This is a genomic window from Microbacterium sp. NPDC089321 (assembly GCF_040684935.1).
Lineage (GTDB): Bacteria > Actinomycetota > Actinomycetes > Actinomycetales > Microbacteriaceae > Microbacterium.
In genome coordinates, this window is sequence record NZ_JBFBGX010000002.1 from 280,432 (window position 1) to 293,085 (window position 12,654).

The window sequence follows — 12,654 nt, forward strand, 5'->3', positions numbered from 1 at the left end:
TCAGTGGTCGCGGCCGTCCGGGCCGAGTTCCCAGGGCTCGCGTCCGACGTACTCGGCGGCCGCGTGGAACACGGCGCTCTCGATCGCCATCCGGCGGTGCGATGCGTCGTCGTGTCCTTTCGGCAGCAGGCGCTCGATCGGGACTCGATAGAGGGTGACGCGCTGTGTCGTCGTGTCGGCGCGCCAGAGCGGGATGCCGTCGCCGCGGTCGTGCGCCGGCATCGCGGCGATCTCGAAGCGAACCTCCCGCAGCTCCTCCCACGCTCCCCGCAGGTACTCCACAGCGCTGCCGACGGTGATCTCGAACCTGTCCAGCCGGCCGTCGAGCGGCGGCAGGGGAGGGCGGACGACCTCGCTGCGGCCGAGGCGGCCGTGGCGCCCGTGACGTGCGCCGCGTCGCGGGACAGGAATGGAGCGTCGGCCGGGCATGCCGAAAGTCTAAGCGCTGCCGCGCGGCTGCGGAGCCGTCGGCCGGTGCGGTCGTAGGGTGGATGCGATGGACGAACGACTCCGGCTCGACGCGCACCTCGGCGTTGACGAAAGGCTCTGCTCGAAGGTCGCCTGCGCGCGCGAGGCCGTCGCGACGCTGACCTTCGATTACGGCGACCAGATGGCTGCCCTCGGCCCGCTCGGACCCGGCGGCGACCCCCACGCCCACGACCTCTGCGCCACGCACTCCGAGCGACTCTCGGTTCCCGCCGGCTGGCTGGTCATCCGTCACGAGGCGCTGCGCGCCTGACATGGTCGGCCTCGCGGGCCGCGGGATCAGACCCCGATGCGTCGCCCGCTGAGTCGTTCCGCTCGCTCGTCGGACATCTTCAGAGCCCGCTGCTCGCGCTCGCGTCGCAGCACGGTGATCCCCATGAGCAGCTCCTCGGCTGAGACCGCGGGAACAGGGGAGATGAACGGCCTGGCCTCAGCGGCCAGCTCCTGAGCGACGCTCGATCGTGCCGCGGGCGACAATCGCTGCGCGTTGGCGAGGAACTGCGAGATGCGCCGCGCGAGCCGATCCGGCATGCGGGCGACGTCGGCGATCGTCGCCCACCCTCTCAGGGAATGCGGCAGTGGGGGCTGATGGGAGGGCAGCGCCGGCGTGCGCACGCGCTGCGAGTACGTTCCGGCGACGAGATCGCCGAGCCGCTGAGAGCGTGCGGTGAGTGCACCCGTGATGACCGCGGCGCCGCCGAAGGTCATGTAGATCTCCAGCACGCCCACGAGAGCTCGGATGAACGTGTGCCGGAAGGTGATCGCCCCGCCGTCGATCCGCACGATGCGCCCGCCCACCGCGAGCTTGCCGACGCTGCGGCCGCGCATCGCGACCTCGATCGTGATGGGCAGCACGAGGAAGCTCAGCACCGCGGCGCTGATCATCAGGATTCGGAAGGTGTGCTCGCTCAGCAGGCCCTCCGACATCAGCCACACCTGCACCCAGGTCACGGCGAGGAACAGCGCGAAGCCGATCGCCATGTCGATCAGGGCTCCCGCCGCGCGGAGCACGAACCCGACCGGCTGAACATCGATCGCCACGGCTTCTCCGGACAGGATCTCCTGCTCGTCGGCGACCGCGCTCATCATGAGTACAGTAAATCAGGTGGATGCCGATGCCCTCACCGACGCCCGCCGCCCGGAGTGGGAGCGGCTGGATGCGCTGAGCCGAAAGCGCCGGCTGAGCGGCGCCGAGGTCGACGAGCTCATCGTGCGCTATCGCGCGGCATCCGCAGATCTCGCCGAGCTGAAGACCTCTGTCGGAGATTCGCCGCAGGGCGCCTACCTGTCGACGATCCTCGCTGCGGCGCGACTGAGGTTCACCGGGGCCAGTGACAACATCCTCACCCAGGCAACCCGGTTCTTCACGCTGCAGCTGCCGGCAGCGCTCTATCGCATCCGCTGGACGACAGGGGTGATCGCGGTCGCCTTCGTGCTCTCCGTCCTGATCACCGGCGCCTGGATCGCGTCCGACCCTGCGCTGATCGCGACCTTGGGGCCCCCTGAGATGCTGCAGAAGTACGCTGAAGAGGACTTCGTCGACTATTACGGGCCGATGGCGTCGTTCGCAGGCATGGTCTGGCTCAACAACGCGTGGATCGCGATGCAGTGCGTGCTGTTCGGCGTCACGGGGATCTGGCCCGTGTGGATGCTCATCCAGAACGCCTTCGGTCTCGGCGTCGCCGCCGCGGTGATGTCGGCCTACGGCCACCTCGACACGATGATCCTGCACATCCTCCCGCACGGGATGCTCGAGCTCACCGCGATCTTCGTCGCCTCCGCCGCTGGCCTGCACATCTTCTGGGCCTGGGCGGCGCCAGGGCGACGCACCAGGACCGAGTCGCTGGCAGCCGGTGGCCGGTCGCTCGCGACCGTCGCAATCGGGCTGATCTTCGTGCTGCTGCTGTCGGGGTTGGTCGAGGGGTTCGTCACAGGCTCGAACCTGCCCTGGCCCGTCAAGATCGGGATCGGGGCGATCGCACTCGCGGCGTTCCTGTTCTACATGCTCGTGATCGGCCGTCGGGCGGCTCGACGCGGAGAGAGCGGCGACCTCGTCGAATACGAGGCAGGCACGCCCACGCTCACCGCGGGCTGAAAGCGGGGGGTTCGCCGCCATCCGAGCCGGCGGCGCCGTCGAACAGCGCCCGATAGGCGATCCCGATCGCCGCGGCGCCCAGAGCGGGGAAGACGAGGAAGACCCACAGCTGCGCCAGCGGGTCGATTCCGCCGTAGATGGCGGTCGCGATCGAGCGCGCGGGATTCGCGGCTCCGCCCGCGATCGGGATCGCGACGAGCTGGACCGCCGTGAACGCGAGTCCGATCGTCACCCCCGCTGAACGAGTGGCGCGCTCGGGGTGCGTCACGCTGAGGAAGACGAGCACGAGCAGCACGGTGAGGATGAGCTCGATGACGATCGCCGCGGGCATCCCGAATCCGCCGGGGGAGAGCGAGCCCCAGCCGGTGCTCGCGAACCCGGAGTCCTGCGCGCCCTCCAGCCAGGCGTCGGGACCGAAGAGCCCGACGACGATCAGCGCTGTCGACGCGACCACCGCCCCGACCACCTGCGCGAGCACGTAGGGGAGCGCGTCGCGCCACGAGAGGCGTCCTGCGGCTGCCGCGCCGATCGTCACGGCCGGTGTGAAGTGCCCGCCCGAGAGAGCGCCGAACGAGCCGAAGGCGGCGGTCATCGCGAAGCCGAACGCGAGCGCGACGGCCACGTACACAGCGGATCCAGCGCCCGGATCGGGGAACAGTGTCGCCGTGAAGAGTGCCGCGCCGACACCGATGAACACGATCATGAAGGAGCCGAAGCCCTCTGCCGTGAGGCGGGCGCTCAGCGACGGAGCAGACGGGGGCGGGTTCACAGTCATCGCACTCTCCAAATCACACAGCGGTGCGCCTCATGATCCCTCCAAAGATCGCGGTTCGGGGTCAGGCTCGCCGAGTCGCGCCGGGGAGCGGGGCGCGCCGCCGGTAGATTGTCGTCCGCGCGGCTTGTGCCGTGCGGACGACGGTGTGCGCATCGTCTCCTCGACCCGACACAAGAACGGACCCATTCATGAACGGCACCGCCCGCAAGGCAGTGGCGGAAGCACTCGCCACCTTCCTGTTCGTCCTCAGCATCATCGCCGCCGTCAACAGCGGCAGCCCTCTCACGCCCCTCGCCATCGGCATCGCGCTCGCCGTGCTGGTGTACGGCACCGGGCACATCTCGGGTGCTCACCTGAACCCGGCGGTCTCGATCGCCGTCTTCATCCGCGGCGGTCTCACCGTGGTCGACCTCGTCGCGTACATCGTGGCGCAGCTGGTCGGTGCGGTGCTGGCTGCTCTGGTCAGCTTCGCCGTGTGGCCGGCGGCCGAGAAGGCCGTCGAGATCGATCTCGGCAAGGCCTTCATCGTCGAGCTCGTCTTCACGCTCATCCTCGCCTATGTCGTGCTCAATGTCGCGACCTCGAAGGACACTGACGGCAACTCCTTCTACGGCCTCGCGATCGGTGGCGTCGTCTTCGTGGGCGCCACGGCGGTCGGCTCGATCTCGGGCGGCGGCTTCAACCCGGCAGTGGCGCTCGGCCTGTCGGTGAGCGGCCAGTTCGACTGGGGCAACCTGTGGCTCTACGTCGTCGCGCCGATCGTCGGCGCCGCGATCGCGGCTGTGCTCTTCCGCGTGCTGAACGCAGACGACAAGGTCTCGGCCTGATCGTTCGCGCCCGCGCCACGGGGTCCTCGCTTCATCGAGCGAGGGCCCCTCTGTGTTCCGACACGCCGGTATCGCCGTCGTCTTTTGATTTGATCCAATCAAAGTTAGGGTGGTGCACATGACCGCACAACAGCTGATCCCCGCCGAGGTCGCCATCCGCGCCCGCGGCCTGCGGGTGACCGAATCGCGTCGTGCGGTCTACGACGCGCTCGCCGGACACGCCCACGCCAGTGCTGACGAGGTGTTCGAGCGCGTGCGATCGCAGCTCGAGTCCACGAGCCGGCAGTCGGTGTACAACGCGCTCGGCGACTTCACGACCGCGGGCCTCGTGCGCCGTATCGAGCCCGCAGGGCATCCGATGCTCTTCGAATTGCGGGTCGACGACAACCATCACCACCTCGTGTGCACCGGCTGCGGTGCGGTCAAGGACGTCGACTGCGCCGTCGGCCCCTCTCCGTGCCTGACACCGGCCGACACACACGGCTTCGCGATCACGACGGCGGAGGTGACGTACTGGGGACTGTGCCCCGCCTGCTCCGCGAAGAACTGACCATCCACCAAGAAGGAGACCGATGACCGACGCGATCCAGAACCAGGCCGACAGCGCGCAGTGCCCTGTGGTGCACACGTCCCCGCGCGAGAAGAGCACCAGGAAGGCGAGTCACGACTGGTGGCCCGACCGGCTGAACCTGCGGGTGCTGGCGAAGAACCCGCCGGCGACCAACCCGTACGGGCCCGAGTACGACTACCGTGCGAAGTTCGCCACCGTCGACCTCGACGAGCTGCGCCGTGACATCGAGCACGTGCTGACCGACTCTCAGGACTGGTGGCCGGCCGACTTCGGCAACTATGGGCCTGCGTTCATCCGCATGGCCTGGCACAGCGCCGGAACCTACCGTGTCACCGACGGCCGTGGCGGCGGCAGCACAGGTCAGCAGCGCTTCGCGCCCCTGAACAGCTGGCCCGACAACGCCGGCCTCGACAAGCCGCGTCGCATCCTGTGGACCGTGAAGAAGAAGTGGGGCGACCGCATCTCGTGGGCAGACCTGATGATCTTCGCAGGCAACGTCGCGATGGAGCAGATGGGCTTCACCACCTTCGGCTTCGCGGGCGGGCGAGTGGATGCCTGGGAACCGGACGCCGACATCTACTGGGGCTCGGAGACGACCTGGCTCGCTGACGACCTGCGCTACTCGCCCGAGGGGCGACGTGAGCTCGAGAGCCCACTGGCCGCCGTGCAGATGGGTCTCATCTACGTGAACCCCGAAGGCATCGGAGGCAACCCCGACCCCGTCGAGCTCGCGCACGACATCCGTGAGACCTTCGCCCGCATGGCCATGAACGACGAGGAGACCGTCGCCCTGATCGCCGGCGGCCACACGTTCGGAAAGACCCACGGCGCCGGTCCCGTCGATCTGGTCGGACCGTCGCCCGAGGACTCGCCCATGGAGCACATGGGAATGGGGTGGAAGAACACCCACGGCACCGGGATGGGCGACGATCAGACCGCCAGCGGCCTCGAGGTCACCTGGACCTATCACCCCACGCGCTGGGACAACGAGTTCTTCCACATCCTCTTCGCGTACGAGTGGGAGCTCATGGAGAGCCCGTCCGGCGCGAAGCAGTGGCGGCCGAAGCACGGCGCCGGCGCCGACATGGTGCCGATGGCGCACGACGCGACCAAGCGCCGCGAGCCGCGCATGCTCACGAGCGATCTCTCGCTGCGGTTCGACCCGATCTACGGCCCGATCTCGAAGCGGTTCCGAGACGACCCCGAGGCATTCGCCGACGCCTACGCCCGTGCCTGGTTCAAGCTCACCCACCGTGACATGGGGCCGTCGAGCCGATACCTCGGGAAGCTCGCGCCCACCGAGGAGCTCATCTGGCAGGATCCGGTCCCCGCGGTCGATCACGAGCTGATCACCCCGGAGCAGGCCGAGCAGCTCAAGAAGAGCATCCTGAAGTCCGGACTGACGGTGTCGGAGCTCGTGGCGACCGCCTGGGCCGCCGCCGCATCCTTCCGCAGCAGCGACAAGCGCGGTGGCGTGAACGGCGCTCGCATCGCTCTCGAGCCCCAGCGGTCGTGGGCCGCGAACAACCCCGAGCGCACCGAGAAGGTTCTCGACGTGCTGCGCGGCGTCAAGGCATCGTCGGAGGAGTCGGGTGTTCGCGTCTCGCTCGCGGACCTCATCGTGCTCGCCGGCAACGCCGGAGTCGAGAAGGCAGCTCGGGATGCCGGACACGAGGTCACGGTGCCCTTCCGTCCTGGCCGGACCGACGCCACGCAGGACAAGACGGACGTGCACTCGTTCTCGTTCCTCGAGCCGATCGCCGACGGATTCCGCAATTACGTCGGCCCGCTCGCGACCGCCGCGGAGGTGCCGGCCGAGAAGCTGCTGGTCGACAAGGCGAGCCTGCTCGACCTCACGGCGCCCGAGATGACCGTGCTCGTCGGGGGCCTGCGTGCGCTCGACGCGAACTGGGACGGCTCGAAGCACGGGGTGCTCACCGACCGCCCCGGTGTGCTGACCAACGACTTCTTCGTGAACGTGCTCGACATGGGCTACGAGTGGACGCCGCTCGACCCGGGGTCGCACGCCTTCCTCGCGACTGAGCGGGCGAGCGGCGAGCGTCGCTGGGTCGGCACCCGCGCGGACCTCGTGTTCGGCTCGAACTCCGAGCTGCGCGCTGTGACCGAGGTGTACGCCGCCGACGGATCGGGCGAGAAGTTCGTCGCCGACTTCGTCGCCGCGTGGACGAAGGTCATGGAGCTGGATCGCTTCGACCTCGTCTGACCTCCTGCGACAGAACGTCGGCCCCCGTCCGAGAGGACGGGGGCCGACGTTCGTCATGCGGTCAGAGCCGTCCGGCGGCCTTCAGCTCGAGGTAGCGGTCTGCGATCCGCGGCGGCAGCTGCTCGGGGTCCGAGGCGATCGCCTCACCGCCGGCGCGCCGGATCGCGTCGGCCACGATCTGGGCATCCGACATGGTCTGCTCGGCCGCGGCCGCGAGGTACACGTCGGCGCGCGAGTCGCGTCGACGAGCGAGCTCGCCGATGGCCTCGTCGGTCACCGACCCCACGAGCACCGTCGTCGCACTGGAGGCGTTCGGGAAGGCGCCGAGGAAGCCGCGCGCGGTCTCGGCGGCATCCTGCGCAGTGAGCACCACGATGAGCGAGGGACGTGTGGTGAGCGTGCGGATCGCCGCGAAGGCACCGCCCCAGTCGGTGTCGACCAGTCGCGCGTGCACGGGCGCCATGGCATCCGTCAGCGCGGGTAGGAGCGCGGCGCCGTCGACGCCGGTCACCCGAGCGCGGGCCACGCGGTCGTACATGAGCAGGTTGATGTGGTCGCCGGCGCGTGCGGCCAGCGCCGCGAGCAGCAGCGCTGCCTCGAGCGAAGCGTCGAGACGGGTGCTGTCGCCGACCCGGGCGGCGGCTGTGCGACCGGTGTCGATCAGGATGACCACCTGCCGGTCGCGCTCGGGACGCCAGGTGCGCAGCATCGTGGTGCCGGCGCGTGCGGTGGCGCGCCAGTCGATCGAGCGGATGTCGTCGCCGCGCACGTACTCGCGCAGCGAGTCGAACTCTGTGCCCTGTCCGCGCACCTGGATCGACGTGTTGCCGTCGAGCTCGCGAAGGCGTGCGAGTCGCGACGGAAGGTGCTTTCGGGAGGTGAACGCGGGCAGCACCCGCATGGTGCCGCGCACGTCGTGGCGAGCCTGGCGCCCGGCGAGGCCGAGCGGACCGCGCGAGCGCACCACGACGAACTCGCTCACCAGCTCGCCCCTGCGGCGCGGATGCAGCAGCACCTCGACACGCCGGCGCTCGCCTGCCGGGACGCTGATGCGGGGCCGCTCGGCTGGGGCCCCCGCGGTCGGCTGCCACGCGTCGCGCAGCTGGCCGCGAAGAGTGCGCGACCCGATGTTCTGCACGGCGACGCTCGTCAGCACGGGTTCGCCGAGACGGCCTCGCGCGGGCACCGAGCGCGTGACGATGAGGGCGCGCGGACTCGGGGCGGTGATGACATCGATCGAGACCAGGACGATGCACAGCAGCATCCAGGCCCCGAAGACCGCCCATGGCGGCGCGCCGGCGGTGCCCAGCAGCACCGTCGGCACGACGCCCAGCGCGATGAGCGGGGCGAGAAGCGCGGTGACGAACATGTCAGATCGGCACTCGCGTCTGCTGCACGACGGACTGCAGCACGGCATCGGCCGATACGCCCTCCATCTGCGCGTCCGGCCGGAGCTGCAGACGGTGCCGCCACACGGGCATGAGCATGGTCTGCACGTGATCAGGCGTCACGGCGCTCGAGGCGTTCAGCCATGCCCATGCTTTCGCCGCCGCCAGCAGCGCGGTCGACGCGCGGGGACTGGCGCCGAGCTCGACCGAAGGCGACTGACGCGTCGCGCGGGCGAGGTCGACGACATAGCCCAGCACGTCGTCGTTGACCTGCACGCGCGCCGCCGCATCCTGCGCGGCGCGGATCTCGTCGGCCGTGACGGCCGCCTCGACGCCCGTCAGCAGCCGGGGCGAGAAGCCGCTCGCGTGCAGACGCAGCACAGAGACCTCGGCGTCGCGCTCGGGCATCCCGACCACGAGCTTCATCAGGAATCGGTCGAGCTGAGCCTCGGGCAGCGTGTACGTTCCCTCGTGCTCGACGGGATTCTGCGTTGCGGCGACGAGGAAGGGGTCGGGCAGCGGCCGGCTGAGCCCGTCGGCCGAGACCTGGCGCTCCTCCATCGCCTCGAGCAGGGCGGCCTGCGTCTTCGGCGGAGTGCGGTTGATCTCATCGGCGAGCAGGATGTTCGTGAAGACGGGCCCTGCGCGGAACTCGAACTCGCCGGTGCGCGCGTCGTAGACGAGCGATCCGGTGACGTCGCCCGGCATGAGGTCGGGGGTGAACTGCACGCGCTTGGTGTCGAGGCCGACCGCACGTGCGAAGCTGCGCACGACGAGCGTCTTGGCGACGCCGGGCACCCCCTCCAGCAGCACGTGACCACGGGCGAGCAGGGCGACGAGCAGTCCGGTGACGGTGCCGGCCTGACCGACGACGGCCTTGTCGACCTCGGTGCGCACGCGGTGCATGGCCTGGCGCAGCGCGTCGTCCGACGGCGGCGCGGGGGGAGTGGTGCTCTCGTCGCTCACGGGCGGTTCCTTTCGGTATGGGCGGTGTCGACCGCCGTCTCGAGTTCGGCGAGTCGTCTGGCGAGATCGATGAGCTCGCGGTCGTCGACGGGCGGCATGCCGTCGAGCAGGCCGTGCAGCGATCCGCGGGGGATGCCGAGGCGGTCGGATGCCGCGTCCGCGATCTCGGCAGACGTCGCACGAGGGCTGAGGGCGAGACGCCGTGCGAGTCGTGCGCGGGTGCCGGACCGGATGGCTGCGGCCGCGTGCGGGGCATCCGCCGCCTTGGCGGTCAGCCGAGCGCGACCGTGCATGGTCTCGGAAGCCCGGACGGTCACCGGGAGCGACTCCGAGACCAGCGGCCCGAAGCGGGCGCCGCGCCACCAGACCGCCGCGATGCCCGCAAGGAGCAGGAGGAGGATGGCGGGGGTCAGCCACGTCGGGGTGAGGTCGCCGAGCGAGGCAGGCTCATCTGCGACGCGGTCGCCGTCTTCGAACGATCCCGCGTACCAGACCACGTGATCCGTCTGCGCGAGCAGCGCGAGGCCGAGAGCGGCATTGCCGTTCTCCGTCAGATGGCGGTTCGAGAGCATGCGAGAGGCCTCGATGAATGAGAGCTGCGCTCCCTCGCGTTCGGCAAGAAGCAGGGCCGCACCGCCGCCGGTGCTGCGGAAGCATCCGACGACGTCGTCGGCAGGGGTGAACATCCGCTCAGCCTCGACCTCTCCGATCGCGGCGAACTCCGGCCGGTCGCAGCCGGCCTCCACGGAGTCCAGACCGCCGGCTCCCGTGCCCAGCTCGAGCAGGTCGAGCATGCGCGTGCTCGTGCTGAGGAGCACCACGCGGTCTGCTTCGCCGATGAGGGTGAGCACCGCCTCATCGCTGAGCGCGACGGGATCGGCGAGCACCAGGGTGCCGCCCGGCTCGAGGGCGCTCGCCGCTGCCGTACGGCTGCGCACCACCTCCACCTCCGTGCCCTGCTGACGCACCAGCTCGGCGATCGCCTTGGCGCCGCCCGGACCAGGGGACTCCGGGTTGAGGACTCCGGCGAGCGAAGGCGCCGTGGTCACCAGCCGAAGCGACAGGAGGGCGATTCCGACGAGCAGGACGGCCACGAGCAACCAGCCCAGGACGTTCGCCCGCCGTCCGGCGCGCCGCGGCGCTGCCGTGCTGCCGGTCACGTCGTCGTTCGCCGTGGCGAGGGCGGTCATGCGGGCACCTGCCCGGACGTGCGGTGCACGTCAGCGGCGAGCTGCGGCGCGGTGGCCTGGACGGCATCGTCGGTCGCCGCGAGCGTGCGGTACTGAGCCTCGGTCGCATCGGAGCCGAGGTACCGCACGGCATCGAAGAGCGATGCGGCTTCGTGCAGCGCCTCCGTCATGGCGGCAAGAGCAGGAGCGGCTTCGCGGGCGATGCCCTGCGCGGTGGCGCCCGGTGCCGGGTCGATGAGGTCCCTCTCGAGGAGTCCACGAGCAAGCGCGCGGAAGCGCAGCACGACGGCTCCGCTCCAGTCGCCCTCGCGGACGCGTCGTTCGGCGTCCGCGCGCAGCTGAGCCGCCGTGCGGTCGTTCTTCTCGCCGAGCAGGTCGCCGCGACGGCGGGTCGTCCGTGAGGCACGCGGACGACCCCAGACGAGCAGGGCGACGACGATGGCGGCCACGACGGCGATGGTGATCAGCGTCAGCGCGAGGGGCGCGACCGAACCCGCTCCGTCACCGGTGAAGAGCCCGAAGAACCATTCGGCGGCATCGGCGGCGAGCTGGTCGAACCAGTTCGGCTTGGCCGCCTGGTACTCGGCCTTGGAGAGCTCCTCCTGCGCCCACCGCCGCGCGTCGTCGCCGTCGGGGACGAAGACGTCTGCGGGAAGAAGCACTGCGATCATCCGGCTCCGCCCGGCGCGGCCCAGCCGTCGGACGACGGCTCTGCGGGGGCTGCGGCCGCGGATGCGTCATGCGCCGTGTACGGCTTGCCGGGCGCCGGCGGCTGCGCGGCGTACGGCGACTGCTGCGGCGCACCGGGGTGCGGCTGACCCGGGTACGGCTGGCCGGGGTAGGGCTGGCCGGGGTACTGCTGTCCCGGGTGGGGCTGGCCGGGGTACTGCTGTCCCGGGTACTGCTGGCCGGGGTACTGCTGGCCCGGATGCGGTGCGGGATAGCCGTTGGCGACGAATGCACCCGGTGCGGCTGAGGGCTGGGCCGCGTACCCGGCCATCTGCTTGGGCGGGGGAGTCTTCGACACGGCTCGTGCGGGATCGACCACATACGGGTCGCCGAGGTCTGCATCCGATGCGCCGAGGGCGCTGCGCTCGATGTGCCTGATCAGCGTCTGGTCGAGGCCTTCGTAGCGCATTCGGCTGTCGAGGTAGATGAGCGTCGCGCCCGTGCCCTGCACGACGAGCGTGATCGCCTGCACGGCGAGCACGAGGATCTGGGGGAGCACGGTGAGCGCGATGAGTCCGATGACCTGGCTCTCGTCTGTCGAACCCGTGGGTGCCATGACGCCGCCGATCACCCCGGAGAGGATCGAGCCCGGCACGCTGACCACCTGCGCCGCGAGCCCCATGATCGCTCCGATGAGGAACATCACGCCGAGCGCCGGCCAGAAGCGTCCGCGGATCAGACGCCACGACCGCACCAGGGCGCCGCCGATCGTCGCCTGCTCGAGCACGAGCGCCGCGGGCACGACGAGCAGCTTGGTGGTCAGCCACACCGCCAGCGGAATGCTGGCGAGAACGAGCAGAACCACGAGACCGACGGCGATGCCGATCGAGCCATCGGCGAATCCGCCGCCCGCCATGATCGCGATGGCTGCGCCGCCGACCGCGAGCATCCACAGCAGCGCCGCGAGGCCCTGCAGCAGCGCGTAGGCGAAGAGCCGCCAGAAAGCAGGACGCACCCGGCTCCAGAGCGTGCGCAGCGTCGCCCTGCGTCCGAGGGCCGCGAACGACACATCGGCCGCGACCAGGCCCTGCACGATCGAGGTGAAGGCGACGCTCGCCAGGGTGAGGACGACGCCGAGCAGGATGCTGAGCGCGATGGTTCCCGCGACGATCGGGCCCTGGTCGGGGGAGCCGGGTGGGACGCTCGCGATCCGCGCCGCAGCGAAACCGGCCACGAGCACGATCACGACCACCGCTATCGCCGTGATCGCGAACTGCACCGCGACCGCGAACCCGAACAGGACCTTGGGGTTGTGGCGCAGGGCGCTGAAGGATCGACCGAGGATCATCCCGAACGTCATCGGGTGCAGTGGGATCGCACTCTTCCTCGGCGCGGGCGTCCAGGTGTGACCGCTCATTCGCATTCCCTCCGTGTGCTCCTCCATCGTGGCACACCGCTCGCCT

Annotated in this window: 13 protein-coding genes; 5 read left to right on the forward strand and 8 right to left on the reverse strand. The window is 70.2% G+C overall.

The window, feature by feature from the left end; all coding sequences use genetic code 11:
- Window positions 1–429, reverse strand: a complete 429-nt coding sequence (locus AB0N59_RS09320) for a hypothetical protein (RefSeq protein WP_363481971.1) — start codon at window positions 427–429, stop codon at window positions 1–3.
- A 67-nt stretch (window positions 430–496) separates the two neighbouring features.
- Between AB0N59_RS09320 and AB0N59_RS09325 the strand changes: the two genes are divergently transcribed.
- Window positions 497–739, forward strand: a complete 243-nt coding sequence (locus tag AB0N59_RS09325; RefSeq protein ID WP_363481974.1) for a DUF3499 family protein — start codon at window positions 497–499, stop codon at window positions 737–739.
- 26 nt (window positions 740–765) lie between these two features.
- On the opposite strand, the gene AB0N59_RS09330 is transcribed toward AB0N59_RS09325, so the two are convergent.
- Window positions 766–1,575 carry an RDD family protein gene (locus tag AB0N59_RS09330; protein ID WP_363481977.1) on the reverse strand — a complete coding sequence of 270 codons (810 nt, stop codon included), beginning with the start codon at window positions 1,573–1,575 and terminating at the stop codon, window positions 766–768.
- A gap of 16 nt (window positions 1,576–1,591) precedes the next feature.
- On the opposite strand from AB0N59_RS09330, the gene AB0N59_RS09335 reads away from it, so the two are divergent.
- Window positions 1,592–2,581, forward strand: coding sequence for a stage II sporulation protein M (locus AB0N59_RS09335; protein WP_363484173.1), 990 nt, complete (start codon window positions 1,592–1,594; stop codon window positions 2,579–2,581).
- Here the strand turns inward: AB0N59_RS09335 and AB0N59_RS09340 are convergent.
- Window positions 2,568–3,356: an aquaporin gene (locus tag AB0N59_RS09340; RefSeq protein WP_363481979.1), complete on the reverse strand. Its 789-nt coding sequence runs from the start codon at window positions 3,354–3,356 to the stop codon at window positions 2,568–2,570. The genes AB0N59_RS09335 and AB0N59_RS09340 overlap by 14 nt on opposite strands.
- 188 nt (window positions 3,357–3,544) lie before the next feature.
- Between AB0N59_RS09340 and AB0N59_RS09345 the strand changes: the two genes are divergently transcribed.
- The 3 genes from AB0N59_RS09345 to katG all read left to right on the forward strand — a co-directional run bounded on the left by AB0N59_RS09345 (window position 3,545) and on the right by katG (window position 6,978).
- On the forward strand, window positions 3,545–4,183 hold the full coding sequence (locus AB0N59_RS09345) for an aquaporin (protein WP_363481982.1): 639 nt from the start codon (window positions 3,545–3,547) through the stop codon (window positions 4,181–4,183).
- Window positions 4,184–4,301: 118 nt separating this feature from the next.
- On the forward strand, window positions 4,302–4,733 hold the full coding sequence (locus tag AB0N59_RS09350) for a Fur family transcriptional regulator (protein ID WP_363481985.1): 432 nt from the start codon (window positions 4,302–4,304) through the stop codon (window positions 4,731–4,733).
- Window positions 4,734–4,755: 22 nt separating this feature from the next.
- Window positions 4,756–6,978 carry a catalase/peroxidase HPI gene (katG, locus tag AB0N59_RS09355; RefSeq protein WP_363481988.1) on the forward strand — a complete coding sequence of 741 codons (2,223 nt, stop codon included), beginning with the start codon at window positions 4,756–4,758 and terminating at the stop codon, window positions 6,976–6,978.
- Between the two features lie 61 nt (window positions 6,979–7,039).
- Here the strand turns inward: katG and AB0N59_RS09360 are convergent, their stop codons facing one another.
- From AB0N59_RS09360 to AB0N59_RS09380, 5 genes are read right to left on the reverse strand one after another with little or no spacing between them, the layout of a single operon-like run.
- The gene (locus AB0N59_RS09360) at window positions 7,040–8,347 is read right to left on the reverse strand and encodes a DUF58 domain-containing protein (RefSeq protein ID WP_363481991.1); all 1,308 of its coding nucleotides are present in this window, start codon (window positions 8,345–8,347) and stop codon (window positions 7,040–7,042) included.
- 1 nt (window position 8,348) lies between these two features.
- Window positions 8,349–9,272 carry a MoxR family ATPase gene (locus tag AB0N59_RS09365; protein ID WP_363484176.1) on the reverse strand — a complete coding sequence of 308 codons (924 nt, stop codon included), beginning with the start codon at window positions 9,270–9,272 and terminating at the stop codon, window positions 8,349–8,351.
- Window positions 9,273–9,328: 56 nt separating this feature from the next.
- The gene (locus tag AB0N59_RS09370) at window positions 9,329–10,522 is read right to left on the reverse strand and encodes a DUF4350 domain-containing protein (protein ID WP_363481994.1); all 1,194 of its coding nucleotides are present in this window, start codon (window positions 10,520–10,522) and stop codon (window positions 9,329–9,331) included.
- Entirely contained in the window at window positions 10,519–11,193 is a 675-nt protein-coding gene (locus tag AB0N59_RS09375) for a DUF4129 domain-containing protein (RefSeq protein WP_363481997.1), read from the reverse strand. Before AB0N59_RS09375 ends, AB0N59_RS09370 begins: the two co-directional genes overlap by 4 nt.
- On the reverse strand, window positions 11,190–12,608 hold the full coding sequence (locus tag AB0N59_RS09380; protein WP_363482000.1) for a hypothetical protein: 1,419 nt from the start codon (window positions 12,606–12,608) through the stop codon (window positions 11,190–11,192). The genes AB0N59_RS09375 and AB0N59_RS09380 overlap by 4 nt, the downstream gene beginning before the upstream one ends.
- Window positions 12,609–12,654 lie beyond the last annotated feature (46 nt).

Excerpts from the sequence above, each read along its gene's own strand:
- AB0N59_RS09320 (WP_363481971.1), bottom strand. The coding sequence starts at position 429 with ATGCCCGGCCGACGCTCCATTCCTGTCCCGCGACGCGGCGCACGTCAC.
- AB0N59_RS09380 (WP_363482000.1), bottom strand. The coding sequence starts at position 12,608 with ATGAGCGGTCACACCTGGACGCCCGCGCCGAGGAAGAGTGCGATCCCA.
- AB0N59_RS09365 (WP_363484176.1), bottom strand. The coding sequence starts at position 9,272 with ATGCACCGCGTGCGCACCGAGGTCGACAAGGCCGTCGTCGGTCAGGCC.
- katG (WP_363481988.1), top strand. The coding sequence starts at position 4,756 with ATGACCGACGCGATCCAGAACCAGGCCGACAGCGCGCAGTGCCCTGTG.
- AB0N59_RS09325 (WP_363481974.1), top strand. The coding sequence starts at position 497 with ATGGACGAACGACTCCGGCTCGACGCGCACCTCGGCGTTGACGAAAGG.
- AB0N59_RS09350 (WP_363481985.1), top strand. The coding sequence starts at position 4,302 with ATGACCGCACAACAGCTGATCCCCGCCGAGGTCGCCATCCGCGCCCGC.
- AB0N59_RS09375 (WP_363481997.1), bottom strand. The coding sequence starts at position 11,193 with ATGATCGCAGTGCTTCTTCCCGCAGACGTCTTCGTCCCCGACGGCGAC.
- AB0N59_RS09330 (WP_363481977.1), bottom strand. The coding sequence starts at position 1,575 with ATGATGAGCGCGGTCGCCGACGAGCAGGAGATCCTGTCCGGAGAAGCC.
- AB0N59_RS09340 (WP_363481979.1), bottom strand. The coding sequence starts at position 3,356 with ATGACTGTGAACCCGCCCCCGTCTGCTCCGTCGCTGAGCGCCCGCCTC.
- AB0N59_RS09370 (WP_363481994.1), bottom strand. The coding sequence starts at position 10,522 with ATGACCGCCCTCGCCACGGCGAACGACGACGTGACCGGCAGCACGGCA.
- AB0N59_RS09360 (WP_363481991.1), bottom strand. The coding sequence starts at position 8,347 with ATGTTCGTCACCGCGCTTCTCGCCCCGCTCATCGCGCTGGGCGTCGTG.
- AB0N59_RS09345 (WP_363481982.1), top strand. The coding sequence starts at position 3,545 with ATGAACGGCACCGCCCGCAAGGCAGTGGCGGAAGCACTCGCCACCTTC.